The organism is Sphingobium sp. KCTC 72723, from assembly GCF_014280435.1.
Lineage (GTDB): Bacteria > Pseudomonadota > Alphaproteobacteria > Sphingomonadales > Sphingomonadaceae > Sphingobium.
In genome coordinates, this window is record NZ_CP060388.1 from 2,755,095 (window position 1) to 2,779,090 (window position 23,996).

General features: G+C 59.2%; 25 protein-coding genes and 1 pseudogene. 21 read left to right on the forward strand and 5 right to left on the reverse strand.

Annotated features, from left to right (window positions below; translation table 11 throughout):
- Positions 1-190: 190 nt before the first annotated feature.
- The 5 genes from SPBM01_RS13570 (at position 191) to SPBM01_RS13590 (ending at position 4,551) form a co-directional block, all read left to right on the forward strand.
- Positions 191-586: a hypothetical protein gene (locus SPBM01_RS13570; protein WP_188062291.1), complete on the forward strand. Its 396-nt coding sequence runs from the start codon at positions 191-193 to the stop codon at positions 584-586.
- Between the two features lie 186 nt (positions 587-772).
- Positions 773-1,969 carry a DUF932 domain-containing protein gene (locus SPBM01_RS13575; RefSeq protein ID WP_086486036.1) on the forward strand — a complete coding sequence of 399 codons (1,197 nt, stop codon included), beginning with the start codon at positions 773-775 and terminating at the stop codon, positions 1,967-1,969.
- Between the two features lie 101 nt (positions 1,970-2,070).
- Entirely contained in the window at positions 2,071-2,283 is a 213-nt protein-coding gene (locus SPBM01_RS13580; RefSeq protein ID WP_086486035.1) for a hypothetical protein, read from the forward strand.
- A gap of 69 nt (positions 2,284-2,352) precedes the next feature.
- Entirely contained in the window at positions 2,353-2,757 is a 405-nt protein-coding gene (locus SPBM01_RS13585) for a hypothetical protein (RefSeq protein WP_140159609.1), read from the forward strand.
- Positions 2,758-2,970: 213 nt separating this feature from the next.
- The gene (locus tag SPBM01_RS13590) at positions 2,971-4,551 is read left to right on the forward strand and encodes an ATP-binding protein (protein WP_188062292.1); all 1,581 of its coding nucleotides are present in this window, start codon (positions 2,971-2,973) and stop codon (positions 4,549-4,551) included.
- 5 nt (positions 4,552-4,556) lie between these two features.
- Here SPBM01_RS13590 and SPBM01_RS13595 read toward each other — a convergent pair whose 3' ends face one another.
- Positions 4,557-4,754 (reverse strand): hypothetical protein, encoded by a 198-nt coding sequence (locus SPBM01_RS13595; protein WP_176342138.1) that lies wholly within the window; start codon positions 4,752-4,754, stop codon positions 4,557-4,559.
- Positions 4,755-5,020: 266 nt separating this feature from the next.
- Here SPBM01_RS13595 and SPBM01_RS21935 point away from each other — a divergent pair, with 266 nt between their 5' ends.
- A complete protein-coding gene (locus SPBM01_RS21935) occupies positions 5,021-5,290 on the forward strand; it encodes a hypothetical protein (protein WP_262504169.1) in 270 nt (89 codons plus the stop codon).
- A gap of 24 nt (positions 5,291-5,314) precedes the next feature.
- Complete coding sequence (locus SPBM01_RS13605) at positions 5,315-5,521, forward strand: hypothetical protein (protein WP_188062293.1); 207 nt, start codon at positions 5,315-5,317, stop codon at positions 5,519-5,521.
- Positions 5,522-5,538: 17 nt separating this feature from the next.
- Here SPBM01_RS13605 and SPBM01_RS13610 read toward each other — a convergent pair whose 3' ends face one another.
- On the reverse strand, positions 5,539-6,972 hold the full coding sequence (locus tag SPBM01_RS13610; RefSeq protein WP_188062294.1) for a DUF6880 family protein: 1,434 nt from the start codon (positions 6,970-6,972) through the stop codon (positions 5,539-5,541).
- Between the two features lie 350 nt (positions 6,973-7,322).
- Here SPBM01_RS13610 and SPBM01_RS13615 point away from each other — a divergent pair, with 350 nt between their 5' ends.
- From SPBM01_RS13615 to SPBM01_RS13640, 6 genes are all read left to right on the forward strand, one after another.
- Complete coding sequence (locus tag SPBM01_RS13615) at positions 7,323-7,826, forward strand: DUF736 domain-containing protein (protein WP_188062295.1); 504 nt, start codon at positions 7,323-7,325, stop codon at positions 7,824-7,826.
- A gap of 76 nt (positions 7,827-7,902) precedes the next feature.
- Complete coding sequence (locus SPBM01_RS13620) at positions 7,903-8,916, forward strand: DUF2493 domain-containing protein (RefSeq protein ID WP_188062296.1); 1,014 nt, start codon at positions 7,903-7,905, stop codon at positions 8,914-8,916.
- A 64-nt stretch (positions 8,917-8,980) separates the two neighbouring features.
- Positions 8,981-9,211 carry a DUF6117 family protein gene (locus SPBM01_RS13625; RefSeq protein ID WP_188062297.1) on the forward strand — a complete coding sequence of 77 codons (231 nt, stop codon included), beginning with the start codon at positions 8,981-8,983 and terminating at the stop codon, positions 9,209-9,211.
- A gap of 158 nt (positions 9,212-9,369) precedes the next feature.
- Positions 9,370-9,858, forward strand: coding sequence for a DUF6878 family protein (locus SPBM01_RS13630; protein ID WP_188062298.1), 489 nt, complete (start codon positions 9,370-9,372; stop codon positions 9,856-9,858).
- Between the two features lie 11 nt (positions 9,859-9,869).
- Positions 9,870-10,244 carry a DUF6915 family protein gene (locus SPBM01_RS13635; protein WP_043150414.1) on the forward strand — a complete coding sequence of 125 codons (375 nt, stop codon included), beginning with the start codon at positions 9,870-9,872 and terminating at the stop codon, positions 10,242-10,244.
- 372 nt (positions 10,245-10,616) lie between these two features.
- Positions 10,617-11,615 carry a DUF2493 domain-containing protein gene (locus SPBM01_RS13640; RefSeq protein WP_188062299.1) on the forward strand — a complete coding sequence of 333 codons (999 nt, stop codon included), beginning with the start codon at positions 10,617-10,619 and terminating at the stop codon, positions 11,613-11,615.
- 79 nt (positions 11,616-11,694) lie between these two features.
- Here SPBM01_RS13640 and SPBM01_RS21940 read toward each other — a convergent pair whose 3' ends face one another.
- Positions 11,695-12,066: a hypothetical protein gene (locus SPBM01_RS21940; RefSeq protein ID WP_235209620.1), complete on the reverse strand. Its 372-nt coding sequence runs from the start codon at positions 12,064-12,066 to the stop codon at positions 11,695-11,697.
- 488 nt (positions 12,067-12,554) lie between these two features.
- Between SPBM01_RS21940 and SPBM01_RS13650 the strand changes: the two genes are divergently transcribed.
- The 7 genes from SPBM01_RS13650 (at position 12,555) to SPBM01_RS13680 (ending at position 21,501) form a co-directional block, all read left to right on the forward strand.
- Complete coding sequence (locus SPBM01_RS13650; RefSeq protein ID WP_188062300.1) at positions 12,555-12,857, forward strand: hypothetical protein; 303 nt, start codon at positions 12,555-12,557, stop codon at positions 12,855-12,857.
- Positions 12,854-14,887, forward strand: a complete 2,034-nt coding sequence (locus tag SPBM01_RS13655) for a type IV secretion system DNA-binding domain-containing protein (RefSeq protein ID WP_188062301.1) — start codon at positions 12,854-12,856, stop codon at positions 14,885-14,887. Before SPBM01_RS13650 ends, SPBM01_RS13655 begins: the two co-directional genes overlap by 4 nt.
- Positions 14,884-17,847: a MobF family relaxase gene (mobF, locus tag SPBM01_RS13660; RefSeq protein WP_188062302.1), complete on the forward strand. Its 2,964-nt coding sequence runs from the start codon at positions 14,884-14,886 to the stop codon at positions 17,845-17,847. The genes SPBM01_RS13655 and mobF overlap by 4 nt, the downstream gene beginning before the upstream one ends.
- Entirely contained in the window at positions 17,837-18,448 is a 612-nt protein-coding gene (locus tag SPBM01_RS13665; RefSeq protein WP_223177699.1) for a lytic transglycosylase domain-containing protein, read from the forward strand. The genes mobF and SPBM01_RS13665 overlap by 11 nt, the downstream gene beginning before the upstream one ends.
- 61 nt (positions 18,449-18,509) lie before the next feature.
- Positions 18,510-19,742 (forward strand): tyrosine-type recombinase/integrase, encoded by a 1,233-nt coding sequence (locus SPBM01_RS13670; RefSeq protein ID WP_096064038.1) that lies wholly within the window; start codon positions 18,510-18,512, stop codon positions 19,740-19,742.
- 272 nt (positions 19,743-20,014) lie between these two features.
- Positions 20,015-20,452: a pseudoazurin gene (locus tag SPBM01_RS13675; protein ID WP_096064036.1), complete on the forward strand. Its 438-nt coding sequence runs from the start codon at positions 20,015-20,017 to the stop codon at positions 20,450-20,452.
- A gap of 227 nt (positions 20,453-20,679) precedes the next feature.
- Entirely contained in the window at positions 20,680-21,501 is an 822-nt protein-coding gene (locus SPBM01_RS13680) for an IS5 family transposase (protein ID WP_188065724.1), read from the forward strand.
- Positions 21,502-21,609: 108 nt separating this feature from the next.
- Here SPBM01_RS13680 and SPBM01_RS22165 read toward each other — a convergent pair whose 3' ends face one another.
- Positions 21,610-21,882: an IclR family transcriptional regulator C-terminal domain-containing protein gene (locus SPBM01_RS22165; RefSeq protein WP_096064035.1), complete on the reverse strand. Its 273-nt coding sequence runs from the start codon at positions 21,880-21,882 to the stop codon at positions 21,610-21,612.
- 359 nt (positions 21,883-22,241) lie between these two features.
- Between SPBM01_RS22165 and SPBM01_RS13690 the strand changes: the two are divergent.
- Positions 22,242-22,646 (forward strand): annotated as a pseudogene (locus tag SPBM01_RS13690) (IS21 family transposase); the annotation flags it as partial.
- A gap of 27 nt (positions 22,647-22,673) precedes the next feature.
- Here the strand turns inward: SPBM01_RS13690 and SPBM01_RS13695 are convergent.
- Positions 22,674-23,827, reverse strand: a protein-coding gene (locus SPBM01_RS13695; RefSeq protein WP_119750804.1) for an IS3 family transposase whose coding sequence is annotated in 2 segments (ribosomal slippage) — positions 22,674-23,569 and positions 23,569-23,827 — 1,155 coding nt in all. Because the reading frame shifts where the segments join, the coding sequence is not laid out codon by codon here.
- Positions 23,828-23,996 lie beyond the last annotated feature (169 nt).

Below are 23,996 nucleotides of genomic sequence, written 5' to 3' on the forward strand. Positions count from 1 at the left end.
TGGTAAGAATGTCGGCGCTGCAGGAGCCGCAGCTCAAAAACAGGACTTTAGCCATCCGGGCCGTGATTTGTCAAAGGGGAGGGGGAGCCATGTCTGTGCAGGCAAACAGATTGGGCAGGTAAACCGGTACAGGAGCATATGGACAGTGGCGGACATATATATTCAGGGGAGTTTTGCGTTCATATGTCATGTGGAAGAGGCCGAAACATTGGACCAAGCCTGGTACGCCGTAATGTCGTTGCGCGATGACGTCGAGCCAGACACGCCCTCCGCCGCACTCACTACATTGTTTCCCCCTCTTGATGAAGACGATCCATGGTCAGGCCTGCTCAGCATCTTCGACGATCGCGATTTCCCCGACTTTGGTGCTGATCTCCAGATCGACGTCGACCGCGATAATCGGGACATGCGAATAGTGGTGATTTGCGGGATGACGGATTTTCAGCCTGCGCCGATCGAAAAGCTGATCCAGCGCTCCTGCGCCCAAAGCCTGGCACAGGCACCGATCGGTTTTGAATGGGCGGAAGTCTGTTCCAGACCGCGCGTCGGACATTTTCGCGGCGGGTGGTGCGCCCATCTTTTCTGATCGCCTCGAATTTGAAAGCACGCATCACGCCTTGTCGGCCGCCCTGAGCGGTGACGTGATCTGAACGGTGACACGCTGTTTGTGGGACACAAGTCCGTGGCCCCACATGCGGAGGGGAGGGGGGAAGGGATTTGCGAGGATCAGTGGCGCTGCCCTGGCTTCATGACCCTATGAGGAGAGCCTCCCATGTCCAGTCTTGCAATACCTGTCGACAGTGCGCCGGTAACAGGGGCCTATCGCGTCGATATTTCCCGCGGCCATAATGTCAGCCGTGTCTCGTCAGAATGGTTTTCGCGTCCCGATGACGAGAAATTCCTGTCGCTGACAGACCTTTACGACAATGTCCGCACAAGGGCCGCGCGAGCGACGACACGGATCGTCGAAAGCCGATCGCTCCGGGTTGAAGCGCGTGCCGATAATCCGGAACGCCTGACCCTGTTCTTGCCAGGCGAGGATATGCCTATCGCGCCCACCAACTGGTCCTTTGGCCAGCTCTCCAGCCTGGTCGGTGCACCCGCTTCCTATCTGCGCTCACTGCCCGCAGCGCTTGCTGGCATCAATCTCCAGCATGGCCTGCTCTCCCATCGCGGCGAACAGGTGAAGCTGCTTCAGACGCACAATGGCCGCGCTGAATTGCGCGCGGTCACAGGTCCTGATTATGGACGCATCTGGGATCATGAGCTGGTCGCCGCAGTCATGAAGATCGCGGGCGACGGCGTGGGCGATACGCGCTGGAAAGTGCCCGGCGTCCTCGACTGGTCTTCGATGCACTATAACCCCTTTGTCGATGTAACCCGCGATACCACGACGCTCTATGCATCCGATCGCGATGTCTTCCTCTTCCTTGTGGATGATACCCACCCGATTGAGGCCGGACGTCTTGCCAATGGCGATCCGGACCTGTTCTTCCGCGGTTTTTACTGCTGGAATTCGGAAGTCGGGTCAAAGACGCTGGGCATTGCCACTTTCTACCTGCGCGCCGTCTGCATGAATCGCAATCTATGGGGTGTGGAGAATTTCGAGGAAATCTCGATCCGCCACTCCAAGTTTGCCGCCAATCGCTTCGCCCATGAAGCCGCGCCTGCACTTGAAAACTTCGCTGATTCCTCCGCCAGCGGCTTCATCCAGGGCATCCGCGCCGCGCGCGAGCGCATCGTTGCCCGCAGCGACGAAGATCGCCAGACATTCCTGCGAGGTCAGGGTTTTTCCAAAGCCGAAACCGGCAAGATCATCGCCACCGTGCTGGCCGAAGAAGGTCATCCGCCTGCCAGCATTTTCGACTTTGTCCAGGGCATCACCGCCCATGCCCGGTCCAAATCCAACCAGGACAGCCGTCTCGACGTTGAGGCGAAGGGACGCCGCTTACTCGAACGGGCGCATTAAACCCGGCTGATCCCGGCACCGCGTCGCCCAATCCCCCATTCCCCCACCAGTGACGGTCGTTGGAAGGCGATCGTCACGCTCGCCCTTGAAAGGACGCCATCATGCGGACCTCGTCCCAGCATTCGCTCCAAAGCTTTCGCGTCGATATCCACTTCTTCAGCGGATCTGACCTTTATGCCTGTGAAACATACCAGATCGATGCACCCGATTGGTATCGCGCCGAGCAGCAGGCGCTGCAATTGTCGGGCGAGAGCGCTTACGACAATAGTCGAGTGCCGGATCTTCGGCGCACGGCGACATCATCGCTGGCCTGACCGTGCGTCTACCGCGCCATGTCGCCGCGCAGACACATCTCCTACACCATATATTTCAGGAGTTTTCCTATGCCTTCCTCTGCAATGCGCGGCCTTGCCTCGCTACTGGCGGGATCGTCCATGCCCGCACGCACCCATCCTGAATTGCGCAGCCGACCTGCAGAACAGTCGCCTACGCCCGCAATTGGCGTGATCGGCAAATATCAGCTGCTTTCCACCGCGCATCTCTCAATGAACACGGCGCTGTTGCTTGACAGCTGGTGCAATGGCCACGCCCATGAAGCGCCAACCATCGTGGCGCGCAACGCTCATGGCTGGTTTCTGTCGACCCGCTCTATGTCAGCCGATTGCGAGCGCGCCCTGCCTGCCGATCTGATGGCGGCCATCCTCTTTGCGCGGCGGCGCGGCATCGATCTGCTGCATTTCGACTGCGATGGTCCAACGCTGCCGCAATTGCTCGTGCATGACTGGTGAACATGAAGCACGCGGCGGCAAATCGCTTTGCGTGGATCGGCCTGGCAGCGGCGCATTTGCGATCGGAGGGGAGGGGGACTTTGACAAGGGGCGGAAAATGACCGCCTGTCCAAGGAGACACATATCATGGCTTTACCTCTCAGGATCACCCCACAGGTGGGCGCGTCCCTCATCACGCGCGTCACGCGCCTGTTCAATGGCACGATCCACGATGTGCTGAACGAACTTCTGCAAAACAGCCGCCGCGCTGGCGCCAGCGCTGTAACCCTGGATCTTGAAGGCTCTGATGGTGCCCCCATCCTTGTCGTGAGTGATGACGGTTCGGGCATCGATGACCCGGTTGCGCTGCTGACTCTTGGCTATTCTGGCTGGAATGATGCGGTTGCCCACCGCGAAGATCCGGCCGGCATGGGCATGTTCAGTCTTGCAGGACGTCAAGTTGAAGTACGATCCTGGTCGTGCGGCGCGGGCAGGGGCTGGATGGTCGAGATCCCCGAACAGGGCTGGCAGAGCCCAGAGCCGCTCGCGATCCAGCCCTGCGCCATAACCGGCGGTACGCAGTTGCGCATCGCTTTGCCGGACGCATGGACCAAGAATTTGTTGGCCGCCGCCCGCAACGCCGCCCGCTATTTTCCGCTGCCGGTGACATTGTCAGGCACGCCTCTGCCACGGGAGGATTTCCTCGCCGAGGCTGTGCGGGTCGAAAACTGGCAGGGCTGCCGCATCGGCATTTTCAGCTGGCGCGGCTACCAGCCGATCGACATGGCCCGCATCAATTTTCATGGGCTTACCGTGCCTTGCGATTTGCCGTTCGTGTCGGAGGTGGGCAAAATCGACAAATGGTGCGTGAAGGTCGACATTATCGACGCGCCCGATCTGCAACTGGTCCTGCCTGCGCGCAAGGAAATGATCCGCAATGCAGGGCTCGACGCGCTCAAGATCGCGGCAGAAGCCGCTATTTATCGGATGATCTGCGACAATGGCGACCATCGACTGGGCTTTACGGAATGGACGCGCGCCAGGGCATTGGGCATCATGCTGCCGCATGCAGCGCCCTGGCTTCCATGCTGGGCACCAATGACCGCCGACAGCATGGGGTGCGATCAGGGCGAACCCATATCGTCTCCTGATATGCTGGTCGTGCCCGCAATGGAGATAGATCTTCAGCAAGGCGCTGCGCCGATATTGGATGCGCCGGAAAAGCTCGGCATGCGCACGGTACGGATCGCGCCGGAATTTTCCGGCTATGACTGGTATGACAGGCTGCCCCGCCTGCAGACTCTTGCCTTTGTGATCGAACAAAATGGCCTCGAACATATCTATGAGGCCGACACCGAACTGGATCCGTCCTGCACATCGGGACGGGCCGACGCAATCACGCTCGAACTGGGGATCGCCGATTGCGCATTGCCTGGTGCGACGCTTACGAAGCGATGCTTCCCGCTTGAACTACTGGTGTGTCGCAATGAAGGCTATGATCTCGATGATGCGATCATCCTTATTGGAGGCAACGCCGTCGTTTCACCCGATGATCTGGCCTGGCAAATGGAACAGAGCCTTTTTAGGGCATCGGATGACAGCGATTGCGACAGTTGGGAAACCCAACAGGATAATTTTCAACGAAGCGCGCGTAACAACGCTTATGCGTTGCTGCTGAGCGAGGAGGAGGCTCTGCTGCGGCAAATCCGCGACAGGCTTACCGATAAAGTGCAATGGCTGATACCGCCGGACCGCACTCTCACGGTTACAGCGACCCGTACGGGCGTCGAACTGACATTGGAACCGGCGCCATGACGCCTTTAGACCATCCAAAAAGTCCTGCTCTGGGGGAGGCCTGATATGCGACGATCCGCGATGTTCACCCTGTCCACTATGCATATTCCGCTCGCCGAGCGACAGAAGATCGAAATGCTGATCAGCGCGGCGACGATGGCCGATTGCATGTCGCGCATGATGATCTGGTCATCGAACCCCATCTCTACGGCTTCTTCGTTCATTGTGGCATCGCCGCCTGGCAGGCCGCCGATCCGCCGGACATCTCGCCTCAACTTTGGGCGCTTCTTTCGGCAGCCGATGCGAGCGGAGCATCCTGGCTGCTGTTCGACCGGGATGAACCTCCATCCTCTTGCTGGCCGATATTCGATGTCGGATGATCGCGCATACTCGTCCCCGCCATAAGCTGGCGAGTCTGCATTTTTGACAAGCCCGGGCCATGCGGGATTATATCAATAATGATATTGGACGTCGTCGAAGGAGTTTTATCATGCCTGACCGTTCCAGCTTGGAAACGCGCCTGCCAGAAGGGCAAGCTTTCATAGGGCATACGCGTCTCGACATATTGCGCGCTGAACTAGATCTTGGCGCGACCAGCGGGCCTGGCATTCCCGCAGAACAGGCCTTTGCAAAGGCAAGGGCGCGCGTTGCCGATGTTGCTGCCGAACATGATGTGCCTGGCTGTTCCTGGCGTGCGGGGAACCGACCGGCCGATAGCATGAAAGACCAAAGTGATTTTGGTGGAAAGCCATCGGCATAAAAAGCCCCTGATGGAGACGTCCCAATGTCCAACGCCGATCCTGCGGCATCGCTGTCGCCGCGCCGCCAGCGACTGTCCTCGTTCGAAAATTCTTACGCCGTCGCCTTGCAACGCCAGCGGCAGACCGGCGTCAGCCAGTTCATCCTTCGCACGGCGAACCCTCTGCAGCCCTTTCGCACGACCAGTCGTGCGCCCAGATTGCAGGAATATATTGTCGCGCTGGTCGCTTGAACAGAAATGGTCTGCGTTCAGCCCTCCCAGAAACCCCGTTTGCGTCCATGCTGCGCCTGGAGCGAGGCCACATATGTTTCATGGTTGGGATGGTCGCCATAATCGTCGATCCTGCGGGCAAGATGCGCGCAGCTTTCCAGATGGCGGGCGGCATGCGGATACCGTTTGACCCGCGCCCGTTCCAGCGCGAAATCGACCATCGCGCGAAGCGCCAATGTGGCCGCCAGCGGATGGCGGCTTTCCAGTGCTTCGGCAGCATGGTTGAGCAGTTCATACGGATCGCCATCCAGCTCGTCAGCGCGCGCCAGCACCATAGCTGCCGCGCCCTCGATATCAGGCCAGGCGAGCAGGAAATGCAGGGCATGGGATAAGGACGGGAAAGCGCGGACATGGGCCAGCGCCTTCTTCTCCGCGTCGAGATCGTCAAAATCGGGCAGGCGTTTGAGATAGGCCCGCAGATATTGCGCGTCGAGCGCCTTGGCGAACCTATCCCATCGTTCGGTCTGCGCCTCGTCGGTGCGGCCCAGGGAATCGAGGATAGCGATCCGCACCCGGTCCCAATCCGGCCAGTGGCCACCTTTCTGCCGTACGGCCTGCGCGTGCTCGATAGCCGCCATCGCCTCGTCCGTCCGGCCCGCGTCGCCCAAGCGCTCGGCTATCGCCGCGGCGATGGCGGGATTGTCGCGCTGTTCGACGGGATATTGGGCTATGAAAGCATCCACATCACCCAGCGCATCGGCAATGTCCAGCAGCGCAGTCTGGACCGTGCGGGCGTGACGCCGGATCTCCATATCATCCTCGTAGAGGACGCCGCCTGACCCATAGCCGATGACCTGCCGCTCGGCCTGCGCCTGGCGTTTCGGAGGGTTTGTCGCCATCGCCTCGAACCTGGTCTTGAGCAAGCGGAGGCCGCCTTCCGCCAGAACAGGCGCCATCAGGAAGATGAGTCGGTCAAACTGGCCATAGCCATTGTCGCAGACGCTATCGAATACCCTGTCCGCTAGCCGGGCGGTTGGCATTTTCGCTGCCGCGGCCAAGGGCGCAAGATCGGGTAACGCAGTGGCGAATATCGTGCCGATCTGGCCGCTGCTATCATCACAGCGATCGAACACCGGCCTTGCCAGGGCAACCAGCTTCCAGAGCAGATCCAACGCCGTCGCCGGATCATGGGGGGCAACATGATCCATGATCGCTCTCCGTTGCGTCTCTATGTCCGCTGCCAGCAGCTTGACCTTGTGCCAGTCGACAAAGGCTTTCGCCTTGGCGATGGTCGCAAGCCGCTTGCCGATCTCGCCGGCAACATCCCCGCTGCCACGCACGCTGGCCAGCTCCAGCCGCAACCGCCGCTTGGCCTGCGCGTCCCCCGTCACAAGCTCCAGCAGCAACTGCGCCAGGCGCTGGGCACCAAGCGCTTCAAGGTTGGTCTGATTGAGGGTTTTGGATGTGGCCATGCGCCATTTCTGTCGTCCCGGAACGATGGGCGTCAAGAGTGGAATGATATCGGAACTGGGAACGGGCGGCTGCCCGCGCGGTGCGCGGGCACCGGGCTGGCGGGCTTGCGCCCCAAGCCCCGCTGCGCGGGTCTTGGCCCTGACGGGCGCACATCCCTGCCGCGTGGGGAGGGGGTTTGACCAAAAAGAAGGCGCGGTGGGGCGTGGGGCCTTGGGGGCATAAGGCGGAAAGGCAGCGGGTCGCCGCTACCAGTGGCGCAGGGGGCGAGGGCAGGATCAGAGGAGAGGAGGATCTGAAAAGATTGTCGCCGGAAATGGGTTTCGAGCGATTATCTGGAAAGGTTAAGTCAATGAACATCGGAGAAGTTCGTATCGTCAATGGTCGTCTGGAAGGCCGTGTCGCCACCCGCACCATCGATCTCCCCCGCATCGGCCTGCGCAAGGTCGACAGCCAGAACCCCCGTGCGCCGGTCTATGAAATCCTCGCGCTCAACGTCGCACGGCGCTGGGTGCAGGTCGGTGCGTTGTGGGAAGCGGTGGCCAAAAAGTCGGGCGAAATATTCCTCGCCGGCAATATCGATGATCCCAGCCTGCCCGAACCGCTGCCGGTGGCCTTTTTCCCGACCGACAATGGCGGCTATTCGATCGCCTGGCGGCGTGACACGCTGCGTTCGGACTTTGGCGGGACTGGCTTTGGCGCCGCCAATTATGACCGGATGGGTGGCGGTGACGCTGGCTATGATCGGGCAGAGGATAGCGGCTTTGGCGGTAGCACCGCTGACATGGACGGATCGCTGGCCGGTACCGACGCGGGGTTCGACAGGCAAGCCGACTTTGAACGGCTGAACGGCTGATCATCCGCACTGTGGCCGGGGAAGCATTCGCTTCTCCGGCCATTTTTTTGTCATGCCATCACCCAGGAGACAATCCATGTCCCAGGATAATGCCCGCAGCGTCGACAGCTTTGCTGATCTTAAAACACTCTATGCCGCCATCACCGCCAGTCCCGACTTTCAGCGGGCCTTTGGCGATCCGATTCCGCTCAGCATCATTGAGCCGGGCGAAAGCCCAGGCGAACATGACATGCCCGAACCGCTTGCCGCGCAGGCCGAATGCGGGGCCGTCATTGCCACCATCTTCGACCTGTTTTCTGGTACCCGGCTCGAACCGCTGGCCGCCGAGATCGCCTGGGGGTTCGTCAACAGCTTCCATTTCGTGGCGTCCAGACTAGAGCGGCGCGAGGACGCGCTGGTCGATGAACTACGCGACATGCTGCGGCGGCCCGATCTTTCCGAAGTCTTCAACAGCGAGCTGGAAGAACGGCAGTTGCTGTGCCAGTCGACCACCGAACAGCGCGAAGCGATCGAATGTATGCGCGACTATGCCGCCCATATGTATAGCGCCCAGTCGGGCTGGCCCTGGTCGCCCTCCCGGGGGACGCGGGCGTCGCCTGCATCCAGCGCCACCCAGATCGCAGTGCAGGATTTCATGCGCGCCCGCGATCTGGCTGCGCGTGAGCGTTATCTGCCCAAAGGCCCGATTGTGGTCGCCTCCGGCCATGCCGACTGGCATGACTGGCAACCGATATGGGACCGGCTCGATCTGGTTCGCAAGCGGGTGCCGCACATGACGCTGGTGACGACCGCGCAGCGCAAGGGGTTCGACGCGATAGTCGCGGCCTGGGCGGGTGACCGCGGCGTGCCGCTGGTCGCCTACACTCTGGCGGGGTCCGGTCGCAAAGCCCCGTTCCTGCGCAACCGCAAGATGGTGGAACTGAAACCCGTCGAAGCGGTGCTGGGCGAAGGATCGGGCATTCAGGCCAATCTCTACCAGGCGCTGCGCAAGGCGGGCATTCCGATCCATGCCTTCCGCAAGGCGGATCAGGCCCCGGCTGAGGCCGTGGGCAGGCCTGGCGCTATGCGCCGGCGCAGCGCCGCTGCCTGATCGTCCAATCTACTAAACCGGGGACGGCGCATGAGCGACCGTCCCCTTTTTTGGGGAGGCCAGTATGGCGATACCAGATTATCATAGTCGCAATTTTCAAATGCTGCTGCGGGCAGCGGAAGACGGCAATCTTGCGCTGATGGAATGTACCGATTCCGTCACGGGCGAACCAAAATATGTTCTGTGCGCGGTTGGACGGGATGGAGAGGCTTATATCATGACGCCTTTCGGGCATCTGTGTGAAGGCGATCCCTACCTCGCCTATGTGCCACCGGGAAATCCTGAAACATTCTGATCGCAGATCTGCGCGCGTGGCGGGCAGGCGTCTAAGGCGAGTGTTGGGGCATTGCTCTCAAGTGCGCGACTGCAAGCTTGCGGCCCCAGGATAGGAGCGGAGGAGGGGGGATGTGGCGCGATGACAGGATCATCGCGTAGCTGTGAAGGAGCCTGCGCATGGAAGAAGGATCAGAACGGGGCGATGCGTCTGTGTCGCCTGTAGAGGTAGACGACATCATGGCCAGATGGGCGCGTCGGGAGGCGCAGGAGGCGCAGCTTCTGCCGGTGAACAAGACCAATATTTTCGCAATATTGGCGGCTGCTGGCATGGCCATGGTGCTGATCCGTTTCGATGGATCGGGCGATAGCGGCCAGATCGAAGAGATGGAAGCGCGCGATGCACAGGGCATCAGCCTTCCGATAACCGATACGCCGGTGAACATGCTGGTCCTGCCTTGGGGCGAGCATATCCCCAAATCCGAAACGGTCCCGCTGGGCCAGGCCCTGGAAAATGTCACTTATCATTTACTGGGTTCAGCCCATCCGGGCTGGGAAAATGGAGACGGGGCCTTTGGTGAATTTACCTTCGATGTTGCCGCAGGAACGATCCGGCTCGACCATTATGACCGCTATACCGCCACGGAAGAATTTACCCACCATTTCTAAAGGAGCGGATCATGGGACATTGCTATCATCATGCGCTTTCGAGCGTACGCAAATGGGGCGGCGAGGCCGAAGATTTCCTGCCTCTTCACCAATGGTTCGACGAGCCGTCCAAACTCATCATCGCTGACTATCGGCACCGAAGCCTGCGCCATCATGCCGAAGGCATTTTCATGGCGGAGCATTTTTTCGGACCAACGATCACCCTTTCAACCGGCCGCATTGTTCCCGTGCGCCTGATCGCCGAACAGCATGTCATCGAGGATCTGGGATTTATTCCTTCCTTTGCCGATTGGGTTCGCGCCATCAAGCCCGAACCATGGATGGGACGAGCGCAGCCTATCCATAGCCTGGTCGATCCCTTTGCTATCACCGCGGCGGCGGCCTGAACTTTGGCATATTTAGGCGCGATGCCCCGGCAGTGTTTATGTTCAAACGGGGTTTGCTGATGGCGTAATATCGCCAGGTCATCCCAGGATCCATTCCCGAATCAGGGGCATCGAGCCCCAGATTCGGGAGCCTCCTCTCTTCTCTCAACTCTTTTTAGTGTGGCACGGGGTCAGCACCGGCCTCAAGGACGGCGGGGCCCCACCATTTTTTCCGGCGGGTCTGACCTGTGTCTGTAGATCCAGCCTGAGTGGCCGCCAGAAAAAATCGTGACCCCCACCGCCGCTGCGCGGTCGGGCTACGCCCGATCCTTGACCCCGGTGCTCGGAGCCCGTGCCGAAGAGAAAATCTCAAACTGTAAAGAGGAGGTTTTCATGACAAGGATTTTCCGTACCATCCGTTCTTTCCCCGAAATTGCCGACCTGCTGGCGCTCGAAACAGGGCAGGTGTCCGACCGCTTCAGCCAGGCTTTTACCGAGACGATCGACGGTTTCCGCATGGGGCATGTAGAAGAGGAGAGCGATGCCGGGATGCCCGATCCCTGGCAGGTGCAGCAGGCGACCGAACTGATGATCTGTACCCTGTTTGACGTCCTGCGAGACACAAGGCTTGAAAGCATGGCTGGGCGGATCGCCTGGGGGATCGTGCACAGCTTCCACAAGGTTGCAGGACAGCTCGATGGCGAGGCGGACAAGGCAGCGCTCAAGGTCCGGGATCTGATCCGCGATGCCGACGGCAGCGAGGTGCTGATGGCGCAGCTGGAGGAAGCGCAAACCATCTGCCAGTCCCTCGACCAAGCGCGCGATGCGGTGGCTTGCATGCGCGACCATGCCGCAGGAAGTTATCATAACGAAACCGGGCGACCCTGGTCTTCACCGCGGGGATCGCTGGTGTCGAGCAAGCGCACAGCCTCGGTGGTTGCCGCCCAGGACTTCCTGGCCGCTCGCAGGGAGAAAAAGGCCGCAAGCCATTCCCCAAAGGGACCGATCGTCATATTCTCCGGTGGGCAAGCCTGGGAGGATCATGACCAGATCACTACGACCCTTGATGCGATACGTGAGCGCATTCCGACAATGGTGCTGGCGACGAGCGCGCAGGACAAGGGATGCGATGCGATCGCGGCATCCTGGGCGGCACGCAGCGGTACACCACTCATTGCGTTCACCCTCAACCGCAAGCTGGGACAAAGGGCCGGGTTCGCCCGCAATGAGCAACTCCTGTCACTGCAGCCGGTCGAGGCGGTGGTGTGCGAAGGCTCAGGGCTTCAGTCCCATCTGGCACGATTGGTCCGCGCAAAAGGCGTGCCCGCGCACTTCTTCCGGCTTGCAGATCAGCGGAGCGGCTCAGCAGGGCAGCGTCACAGCGCGGCCTGACGGGAAGGGGTGAGGAGGATCGGTTCGGGTTTGTCGGACCGGTCCTCCTGTTTTTTACCGTCGGGATATGTCGCCCCGCTCAGGGACCCGCAAGGGGTCCGTCGCGGAGCGATGCGGTGTCGCCCTTTGAGCGACCCCGGCCTCCTGCGCGCGGCTCCGCCGTGCTCGTCGCAGGGACGCCCTGCGGGCGCGGGTCGGGTTGTTGGTTATGTGCGATTGTGGCGGGCGGCAGGGCCTTGAGCGTAGCGACAGAAGCTGTGCCACCAGCGCGAATCGCGTGGGTGAGAATGTCGCGCAATTCGCGTTCGGTCAAAAATTCGATCGGCAGTTCGGAGACGATAGCGGCATATTTGCCGCGCAATGCGCGGCGGGTCTGGCCGATCTCCTGCGCAACTTTCCTCTGTCGCGCTTCAAGGTCAGCGAGGCGTTCGCGTTCGGTCATTCTGGGCATGGCATCTTCCTTTCAGATGGCCTGCCCGCCACCTGTTTCTTATCGATGGAGTGCATCATGATCGCAATGGAAATGTTGCAGCTGGGGTGCGTTTGCCTGTGGCGCGATGTGCCGCAGAAAAGAACAAAAACCCCTGCGGGGAGCCCCGCGCCTTCCGGCACGAGGCAGCGCAGTGGCAAGCGCGCTGCGAAGGAAGGACGCACGGCACGAGGCCGTTTTGTAATGCACCGTACGCACGGGTGCTGCGAACGCGAATCGCCCTAATTTCCGTAGCTTATATCTGTCACACCGGTCGGACAGTTTGTCACTGATCGTCATACCGGTATGACGCCTGATCAGTCGATCTACGCTAAGTCTTTGATCGCCCATGTCATCATTTGTCCGACATGGCAGACATCGAACATACCTCGATAGCATTGAGATAAGACGACGAATCTGCTATAACAGCTACGCTTCACTACCCGTCGGCGCAGAAACAGGATCTGCGCATGGCCAGAATAACTATCCGTCTCGATGACACTCTGTTCGACCGACTGGTCGATCAGGCTCATAGCAGTGGCAGCACCCCGTCTGCCTATCTGCGTGATATTCTGCACCGCTTTGAAGGGGACGATCCATCGGGCTATCATGCCCGTCTGGATGAGCTGCACGCGACTGCTATTCAAACCCTTGCGATTCTCGCCAAGTCAATCGGCGCGCGCACACCTGACATATTGGCAGCAGGACTGGCTGATGCCCGACGCCTGCTAAAGGAAAGGGGGCTGCTCGATCCTGAGCAGGATCGGCCATGAGCATTTTCCGGCATGATACATTGGGGTCCTGGACGCGTGGCGGACAGGCGATCGTCCACAATGTCCGCATGACCACGCAGGTCTTCTACCAGACCTTTTTTGCCAGTGTCATCATCTGGATTGGCGGCATCATCTGGTATGCGCTGGAGAAGTCATCCGACTATGAACGCTTCGTTCTGATGAAGCTCGGCCAGGCAATGGTGATGGGCGATACCGTCCCTGGCAACGTCACGCCCATATTGTTCAAGACACCCGCTGGCCGCGAATATTGGACGACGCCCAGAGATATACTGGACTCCGGCATTGCCCATAAGACGCTTGCCGCTTTCGAAACCTATCTCCTGCACGGGGCGGCGCTTTCGGGTCTATTTGCCCTCGCTATGCTGTTCTGGGCTTGGTTCTATTTTACCCGCATGGGCAGGGGGCTCGGGTCGAACCAGTTCCTGCGCGGCGCGCGCTTTGGAACCGTGCGGCAGATACGCCGGGCGTTGCGCTGGCAGAAGCGCGGCAGCCTGGCCATCGGCGGCGTTCCCGTGCCTCACGCATTCGAGCCAGAGCATATCCTCATCTGCGGCGCGCCTGGCACAGGCAAGACCAACCTCATCATCAAGATGCTCGACGGGGTACGCAAGAAGAAGCGCCGGGCTATCGTATATGACACTGCGGGTACGTTTGTGGAGAAATTCTACCGGCCAGGCACCGACATCCTCCTCAACCCGCTCGATGCCCGTGCTGATGCCTGGGCCCCCTGGGTCGATGTGCCGCGCGACTATCATTATGACCAGATTGCGGAATCGACCATCCCCGACAAGACCGGCGATCCCTTCTGGGCGAAAGCGGCGCGCGGCACGCTGGTCGCCGTCATGCGCAAGCTGGCGCGGCAGGAACGGACCCTGGTTTCCATCCTGCTGGACACCCTGCTTCGGTCCAAGCTCAAGGATCTGGCCGCTTTCGCAGCTGGAACCGATGCGTCGGCCTTTATTTCCACCGAAGGGGAACGAACCTCAGCGGGCATCCAGGCGGAACTCGCTTCGGTTATGCGCAGCTTCTCCTATCTGGATGATACAGATGATGGCCTGTCGATCCGCGATTGGGTCGCCAATGAAAAGGATGATAGCTGGCTGTTCATTACCGTAAAGGCTGACCAGTTGCCCTCGCTTCGTCCGCTGATAACGGTCTGGCTGGACATCGCGATCAGCGCCATCATGAGCCTGGAGCCGGACCAGGATCGGCGTCTTTACTGTGTGATCGACGAACTGCCATCACTCCAGAAACTGCCCTCGCTCTCCGACTTTCTGGCGCGCGCCCGCAAATATGGTGGATGTGGTATATTGGGGTTTCAAAGCTATCCGCAGCTTGAAGCCACCTATGGTATCCAGGATGCAGCCGCCATCACCGGCTATTGCTCGACCTGGGTAGCGCTGCGCGCCAATGACACCCCGACCGCCAAACATGTCAGCGAAAATCTGGGACAGGTTGAACAGGTCGAAGCCAATGAGGGCATGTCCTACGGCGTCAACGATATGCGCGATGGGGTAAACCTGTCGCGCATGCAAGTGACCCGGCCGCTGGTCATGCATACCGAGGTTACCAATCTTCCCAATCTCGTCGGCTATCTGCGTTTTGGTCGCAGTCTTCCGGTGGTGCGCTTTATCGACAGCTATAATAAGTTGCCCTCAATTGCTGTCGCGTTTGCAGAGCGGATCGCCCCGCCTGTCCGGCTGTCACCGCAGCTGGATGGGGAAGGGGCACTGACAAAAACTGCACCGAAACGAGGGGCTAGGCCGACCCGTCGCAAGGCGTCATCGGGACCCCATGCGACTGCACAAGTTCCGTCCGAACAGGAAAATCTTGGGGGAAACGGCGTAGATACGCCAGCGCCAAAAGCCGTGATAGCGAGCGTCAGTGATGGTGAAAGCCACGCACCGCCTGTACCGCCGCCGCTCGAGCTTTTTGGTAAGCCCGCGGGCTTCCGCCTTTCCCAACATGCGCGCCATGATGGTGCTCGCAACAGGGCGACGCCGGCATGATCCATCCTCGTCGCTTGAAGGGCACACCGACCAATCTCACCCGCTATTATATGGTGGGTGATTATTACACCAAAGGCGCCGACGAACATTCGCAATGGGGTGGCGCCATCGCTGCGGAGCTTGGACTGAACGGTAAGGTCGATCCCTCGACATTCCAGGCTTTGCTCGATGGGAAGGTCGATGAGCAGCAGCTGGGTCGCCGCCGTGGTGAAGGCAAGATCCAGCATCATCCAGGATGGGACTTTGCAGTGAATGCCCCCAAATCGGTGTCGATCATGGCGCTCGTTGCTGGTGACGAACGGGTCATTGCCGCGCATGAAAAAGCGGTGAGCGTGGCGCTATCCTATTTGGAGGAGCATGCGACGCTGCGTCACCGGGTCGATGGCAACATCACTCATGAAACCACCGGGCGTCTGATCTATGCCCGGTTTACCGAACATGCCTCGCGCGAACTAGACCCCCACCTCCATACCCATGTCGTGATCATGAACATGACCAATCGGGGGGACGGAACGCCCATGTCCAGCCTAGAAACCCGGGCGATGTTTTCAGAACAGATGGTTGCAGGGCAGGTTTATCGCAACGATCTGGCCCATCGGCTCAAAGAACTTGGCTATGAAATCGACTATGATCCGCGCAAGGGACTGTTCGAGATTGGTGACGTACCCAAAGAACTCATCAAACATATGTCCCAGCGCGCGGAGCAGATCCAGGCGCATGCGAGAGAAAATGGGCTGGCGGGCCAGGCGGCCCGACGCATGTCCTTCTACCAGACGCGCGGTCCCAAGGAAAAACTTGCCCTGGACGCGCTGCACGGCCGTTGGTCAGCACGCCTGGGTGTCCACCAAGATGCTATCGAAGGCGTACAGGAGGCGGCCGAGCAGAAGGGGGAGCGCCGCCTTGGTATCGAACCCGCCACCGCTGCGCGCGCCATGCTCTTTGGCCTGCGCCAGGCGGAGGGGCGCGAGGCGGTCAATAATCTGGGCAAGCTGTTGCGTATCGGCCTTGCCTCTCATGTCGGCGAAGTACGGTTGGAAGATATCCGCCCCCTCGCGCGGGCGCATGAAGCCAGCGCAAGGCTGCTTGAAACCCGCCACCCAACTGGCGACGAAATTCATACGCGCGGGCGCACTTCGCGTCGAACCGCGCGGCTTGAACTGGCGCTCTCGAATCAACTCGCGCTCGCCCTCAATGATGCAAAGCCAATCGCAACCGGCGAGAAACTTCAAAATCTGGCTGACGAAAATGGTCTCAACGTCGAGCAGGCTGCGGCGTTGGTGATGATCGGCACGACGGTTGACCGCGTGGTCGGCGTCCATGGCGTTGCGGGCGCGGGCAAATCGACGCTAGTCAGGGTATTGAACGCAGGCGCCGGGCCTGAAACGACCCTGCTCGCGCTGGCGCCCACCTCCTCGGCCGCCGCCAATCTGGGTTACAGTGCGGGAATAGAATCGCGGACCGTGGCCAGCCTGATCGCGGGTGGTGGCCGCAATGTCGATAACCGCCATGTCCTGATCCTTGACGAGGCTGGGCAGCTTGGCAACCGCCAGGCGATGCGGGTGCTGGAGATCAGTCGCAAGACCGGCGCGCGCCTGATCCTGCTCGGCGATAATATGCAGACCGGTGCGATCGAGCAGGGTAAGGCTTTCTGGCTCATGCAGCGCCTGGGGCTGCCCAAAGCAGAACTGACCGCATCGGTTCGGCAGGAAACACGCCCTATGAAGGTCGCAGTGACGCAGGCCCGGCTTGAGAATTATGGGGCTTCGCTGGCATCGCTCGACAAGGTGGTAAGTGGCGATACCGCCGAAAAGCTGGCACATGCGCTTGTAGGCGAGTGGACGCGCCTTGGTGCAAAGAGCCGCGCCAAGACCAACATATTGGTGCTGGAAAATGCGACCCGTCTTATCCTCAACGGCAAAATCCGCGAAGCTTTGAAGGCCGAAGAAGCGCTCGCCGGGCAAGATACCAGTTTTTCCGTTCTGACGCCTTCCGGGATGACGGATCAGGAAAAGCGCTTGCCCCGCTTCTACAGGCGCGGGCAGATCGTGCTTTTCTCGCGCGACAATATTGGTCTTGGTGTCGCCCAGGACAGGGAATATCGGGTTGCTGGGATTACCAAGGACGGGAAAGGCCGACAGCGGGTCCGCCTTTCCGATGAAAACGACCGCACGATACTGTGGGATCCACGCCTGGGTCGGACGTCAAGGGTCAATATCTTCAATGAGGAGCATCGTGATCTGGCCAAAGGCGATCGGATCCAGTGGCGTCTGGTCGATCATGCGCTCGGTATCCGAAATGCTGACCGGGGGACCGTAGAGAAGCTCACAGGTCGAACCGCGACGATTTTATGGGATCGTGACGGCAGACTTCAGGAAATTGACCTTACACGTCATAAGAACTGGGACCATGGCTATGCGGAAACAGTCTATTCCGCACAGTCAAAAACCTATGACCGTGTCTATGTGCTCGCGCCGGTAGGTTCGTCGCTGGTCACTGGTAAGAATTATTACACGGCCATCACCCGCGCGCGATTTGGAGTGAAGCTTTGGACTGAGAGTGCGGATCGCCTGATCGAAAAGCTTGAACGCAATTCTGGCACCAAGACCTCTGCGCTCGAAGCGCTCGGTCGGCTCGACAAGGACAGCGTCAAGGGCAGGGGGGTCAGACATGGGCAACGCTGGGAAGACCTGCGGGTGCTACAGCAGGCGGATCGAGAAGCGCGCAGGATGCGGATATTTGATGAGCGAGAGCGGCGATCACAGTCGCCGCCTGATAGTCTGGCGGCGGGTCTTGCTAGCCGCGCGCAGTCGGTTGCGCAAATGCTCGATGGGTGGCTGACGTCATTGCTTGGCAAGTCCGACGATCAACATCGGCAGAGTATCGATCAAGCAGCATCACGACAATCTGATGTCAATACGCCACCCCAATCGCGTGATCATCGAGGTGGTCATGACCGTTAAATTGGCAATCAGCGCTTGCCGTATTGGGGTCGCGTTGCTCGTAATGTTGATGCTGACGCAAACTGCGCCCGCACAAGCCAAATCAATACTCTCTGCTTCGCACGAAACGAAGATTGGACAATGTATTCGGCAGGCAGCGGCGGGACACGAATGGCTCGAAAGGACGCTGTGGGGCCTGCGCGATCAGGAAGGTGGGTGGATTGGTGCCGAGATTTTGAACACAGACGGCAGCTATGATTTGGGACCGATGCAGGTCAATAGTTGGTGGGTGGGACGGATTTCCAAAGTCCTCCGCCATAGCGGGTCGGATGTACGGCATTGGTTGATCCACGATGCCTGTTTCAATGTACGGGCCGCACGTTGGATATTTTTATCTGGGCTCGCTGTGACGGGTGATTATTGGCAGGCTGTTGGCGCCTACCATAGTCCGACAAAGTGGCGTCAGCAGCGCTATGGGACGAATGTCGCGGGAAAATTGATTAAAAGATTTGGTTCAGATTTATTCGAAAGAGAATATGCCAAGTTGCAAGTAAATCGGAAAGCGAACTGCCATAATAATTTGAAAATCGGACAAAATAACTCTAATATGGACACTCGATAATTGCACTTATCACATATCCATATTTGACGGCTCTTTGTAAGGTGGGCTACAGATCATGCCGATGGATCACCCCGCGCACCCCGACAACAATGCCCTTTTTGCAGGTGAAACGGCGCCAGCGCAGATGGCACCGGCCGATGATCTCTGCTGGGCGGTAGTGAAGATGCACGCGGTCGAGCGCATCGTCGTCAACGAACCGCTGATCGCCGCGTACCAGGCGGCATCCTCGCCGCACAGCATCCGCGCGCTAAAGTCCGACCTGGAGGCGTTCGACCTCTGGTGCAGGCGCCACAATCGCGTCGCGCTACCGGCGACGCCCGAAACCGTCGCGGATTATCTCGACGCGCGCGCCGAGAAAGGGAGCAAGCCCGCGTCGCTCGGACGCTACAAGGCGTCGATCGCCAAGATCCACCTGCTGCTCGATCTCAAGGATCCGACACTGGCCTCGTTGGTGAAGTTGCGCCTGCAGGCAATCCGACGCCGGCTCGGCACTGCGCAGAAGCAGGCGCGGCCGCTGCGGTTCAAGGGGCCGGTCAGCAACGTCGAGCGTGACGAACCCCGCGGTCTGAATGTCCGGGCGCTATTGGAAAGCTGCGCGGAGGATTTGCCGGGCCTTCGCGATCGGGCGCTTCTCTCTGCCGGTTATGACACGGGGCTGCGCGCCTCCGAGTTGGTGGCGATCGAGGTCGAGCACATCATTGAGGCGATCGATCCGGACGCCCGGCTGCTCAGCATTCCGCGCAGCAAGGGCGACCAGGAGGGGGAGGGGGCGACCTCTTATCTCAGCCCCCGGACTGTTCGGGCGATCGCGGCCTGGCTGGAGGCGGCTGGGATCGAGGCGGGGGCGGTGTTTCGGCGTGTGAACGTGCGACGCTACAAGGCCAAGGCAGCGGTGCGGGGCCGGTCGATCGACAGCATTTCTGGGCGCGAGAGCTGGGATCTGCGCAAGACGCTGCCCAAGAAAGCGGTGCCAGCGCGGGTCGAATATGATGTGGGGGAGGGGGCGCTGCATCCGGCGTCGGTCGGGCCGATCTATCGCGCGATGATCCAACGGGCATTCGACGCTGGCGCGTTGTCAGACCTGACGATGGACGATTTGGCAAAGTTGCTTAAAGGGATCAGCGCGCATTCGACGCGGGTCGGGCTCAACCAGGACCTGTTCACGAGCGGTGAGGATCTCGCCGGTATCATGGATGCTTTGCGCTGGAAGTCGCCGCGAATGCCGCTCGCGTACAATCGCAATTTGGCGGCTGAATCCGGGGCGGCCGGTCGCCTGTTGCGCGTTCTCGAATGATCTTGGCCGATCAATGTGCACGTCGTCGTCGTGCTCGAAATGCGGCGACTTTTTTTGAACGCCATTGAATGAACGCTCAAATGACCGCATAACATGGCCCTAACATGGTATGTTCGGTCATAATAGTGGACTTTGCAAGATGTATGAGTTTTCGGCGGCGAAAGAAGATCGTGGAGAGTCTTGTCATAACTACCCAATTATCCGTCTTAGATAGACTAAAATCAACCATATCTTTGATTTCATCGGAATTGGCATCTTAGAAAGGAAATACTATGTTTCGTTTTTTATTTACAGCTGTAACCGTGTTCTTCTGTATTCCCGCAACTGTTTGTGCAAAAGACATTATTATCGAAATGAAAAATAATGGCATAGATGGCGTTATGGTGTTTGAGCCCTCCTATATCAAGGCACGGCCTGGCGACCGGATTATTTTCAAGCCTACTGATAAAGGGCACAATGCAGAGACCATTCCAGCATTCTATCCAAAGGGTGCAACGCCATTAAGGGGCGCGATTAACAAGGAAATCGTGTTCACTACCAAACTCCAAGGCCTTTATGGCATCAGATGCCTGCCCCACTTTGGAATGGGCATGATTGCATTAATACAGATTGGGTCGGTTAAGTCGGCGGATGTAGATGCCGCTAAGGCTGTCGAATTGCCGCCTCTTGCTAAAAAGAGGATGATTGCGGCAATTGCAAGGATCAGGTAGGCGTTCAGCGCGCAGAACAATTCGATGTCCGGCCATCGTTAGCGATCAGCCAAGAACCCCTCCCGGTGGTCATTGTGTCGCAGCTGAAACTTTAAATAATGCTAGCGGCGCTTCCGCAAATGTCTCAGTGTCTGATCCGAAATTAAGTTGAGTGGTATCAGCAGGTTGGCTTGACGGCCTGGCCTGTCGTTGATTCAGGGGTTTTGCGAAACTACCAAGGATCAACGATGTGGACCGATACCACTCGCGCACTTCATGCGCGACGCGGACTGAATTTGCCAAGTGATTTGACGGATGCCGAGTGGTCGGTGCTCGAACCGCTGTTGCCACCGGCATCGCATGTGGGGCGACCGCGTAAATGGCCGATGCGACGGATTGTCGAGGCGATACTGTTCCTGCTGCGTGGAGGCTTGCCATGGCGGATGCTGCCTCCATGCTTTCCGCCGGTCTCGACGGTGCGGCGCTGGTTTTACCTCTGGCGCGACACCGGCCTGTGGCTGACGATCAACCATGTTTTGCTTATGGCATGCCGCGAGATGACGGGCCGGGAAGCATCGCCATCGGCAGGTGTGATCGACAGCCAGAGCGTCAAAACCACGGAAAGCGGCGGTCCTTGTGGCTATGACGCTGGCAAGAAGGTCAAGGGTCGCAAACGCCATATCTTGACCGACACCGAGGGAAATCTGGTGCATGCCGTGATCCACACGGCTGACATTCAGGACCGTGACGGCGCGCCGATGGTGCTGCGCGAAATCATCCGGCGCTTTCCGTGGTTGCGCCATCTCTTTGCTGATGGCGGCTATGCTGGCGACAAACTCAGGCAAGCTCTGCGACGAATGGGGAAATGGACCGTCGAAATCATCAAGCGGTCGGACACCGCCAAAGGCTTCGAAGTGCTGCCACGCAGATGGGTTGTCGAACGCACACTGGCTTGGCTGAACCGAAACCGCCGCCTCGCCAAGGATTTTGAGCACACCATCGCATCGGCAACCGCGTGGCTGTTCATAGCTTCCATCCAGCTATTCGCCCGTCGCATCGCAAGGCTATGAAATCTCATCGGATAATTATGAATCAGGCACTCAGGTGAAAATAGCAATGAATTTTTGAGATAGAAATTTGCCATTGGTGGGGTAGTAGTGCGTAATAGCCGAATCTGATTATCGACTATCGAGAAAAAGCTTATCCTCAATCTGGAGCCGCGCTTGTAGTAAGAAGGGAATTCGTTCCAGGAGCGCGGTTAGTGTTGGCAGGGGATCTATGATACTGACCGAGATCGCAGCATGAGCCTTCCCTATCCGATCGACAATCGGAACAGCTAAGCACATTAGGTGGGGCGATGTTTCCTCGATTTCGGCCGCCCAGCCCCGCTCACGAGCTTGAGCTAGTTGTTCCCTAATATCTCGTGGTTCTATAATTGTAGCGGCTCGCAATGATGATCGCCCGGAACTGCAATAGAGGGGTCTTTCCCGCTCGGATTATATGAGACGCTGGCGATCGGCGGGCGCACGTTCGGTGACACGCAAATCCCATTGGGTGCGACGGACGCGAGATGTTCAACGGTCGGTGCGAGATCGTGGAATCGTCAGCGAGACGCCGCCACGGCAAACTATGGTGCGTGTTTCGCAAATTCCCGGACACGGATTTCGGTAATTCGCGGACAGTGATTTCAGTAAATACGGGACAGCGATTCCGCTAATTCCGGGACAGTGGTTTCGGGCGGGAATGAGGTTCGTTTTTCGGGCGCGCCGGAGTGGCATTGAGTCCTTTCATCAAGGTGATGGGAGGGAAGATGCCAAGACGGAAGCAAGCGAGACGAACGAACGTGAAGGACATGCGATCGATTCTGCGCCTGACCTATGATCAGGGGCTATCAGTACGGACAGTGTCGGAGCGATTGAAGCTCAGCAAGACGACAGTATCGACCTATGTCCTGCGTGCACGCGAAGTGGGCCTTTCCAGCTGGCCACTGCCACCGGGATATGACGATGATGCGGCTCTTGAGCAGCTTCTCTTTCGCCGTGTCGGGCGGCCTCCGCAGGATCTGAGCGAGCCGGACTGGCCGGTGGTTGCGCGCGAGATCAAGCGCAAGGGTGTGACGCTGACGCTGCTTTGGCAAGAATATCGCGCCGGGCATCCCAATGGCTATGGCTATACCTGGTTCTGCGATCGCTTTGCGGCCTTCCAGAAGTGCACCCTGACCTGCCCCCCGTCAGTCCCTCGATCATAACGAGAGTCTTGCGGTTAAATACGATGGCCCCTGCGCCTGCACAAGCGCGTCGGGCGTGATGCTCTCGTCCTGCTCGAACGCCCGACGCGCTTGTGCAGGCGTTCGATTTCCCAACGACGAGTGGGGCCGGACATTGTTGTAATCATAGCGCCAGATGGCCAGCTTCCGGCGGGCATCGGCCAGGCTGTCGAACAACTCCTCGTTGAGCAGTTCATCGCGCAGCGATCCGTTGAAGGACTCGATGAACCCGTTCTGCTGGGGCTTGCCCGGATCGATGTAATGCCACTCGACCTTGTTCTTGCCAGCCCATTCCAGGATCGCCCGACTGGTGAACTCGGTGCCGTTATCGCTGACAATGCAAGCCGGTTTGCCATAGAGCCGCACCAGCGTATCAAGTTCACGCGCCACTCGGGCACCCGAGATGCTGGTATCGCCGACCAGGCACAGGTTCTCCCGGCAGCAATCGTCATTGATGGCCAATATCCGGAATTTGCGCGACGCACCGAAGGTGTCCGACACAAAGTCCATCGACCAGCGTGCGCCCGGGATCAACGGCACGGGCATGGGGGTGCGACTACCACGCGCCCGTTTCCGACCGCGACGGCGACGAACCGACAGACCTTCCTCCCTGTAAATCCGATAGAGCTTCTTGTGATTCATGATCAGCCCCTGGCGTTCGAGCATGACGCCGATCCGGCGATAGCCAAAGCGGCGGCGCTTGCCCGCGACCTCACGCATGGCAACACGGATGGCACCATGGTCTGGCGGGCGTTCGCGCCGGACCGTCTTGGGATCGACACCAATCAGCACGCAGGCCCGGCGCTGGGAGATCTGAAAACCTCCCAGCACTTTGAGCACAGCATCACGCCGCTGGCTTGGCGTCGTCAGGCTTTTCCCAGCAGGTCCTTCAGGATGACGTTGTCGAGCATACTGTCCGCCAGCAAGCGTTTCAGCTTGCCGTTCTCGTCCTCAAGCTGACGCAGTCGGCGGGCATCGGACACCTCCATGCCGCCATACTTGCCCTTCAACTTGTAAAACGTCGCCGTGCTCAGCCCGTGCTTCCGGCAAATCTCGACCGTCGGCAGCCCGGCCTCCTGTTCCTTGATCATCCCGATAATCTGCGCTTCGGTAAAACGGCTCTTCCTCATACGTCTGCTCCTCTGTCGGCAGACTCTACATTAGAATGAGGGAACTCTCGGGGGGCAGGTCAAGCGCAATTCAGATAACATCCGTTGCGACAAACTCATAATGGAAACTACAGCCTGTCGCCTGAATGGTCGCGAAGCGGCGCAACCCGCACTAAAGACCAAAACCGAT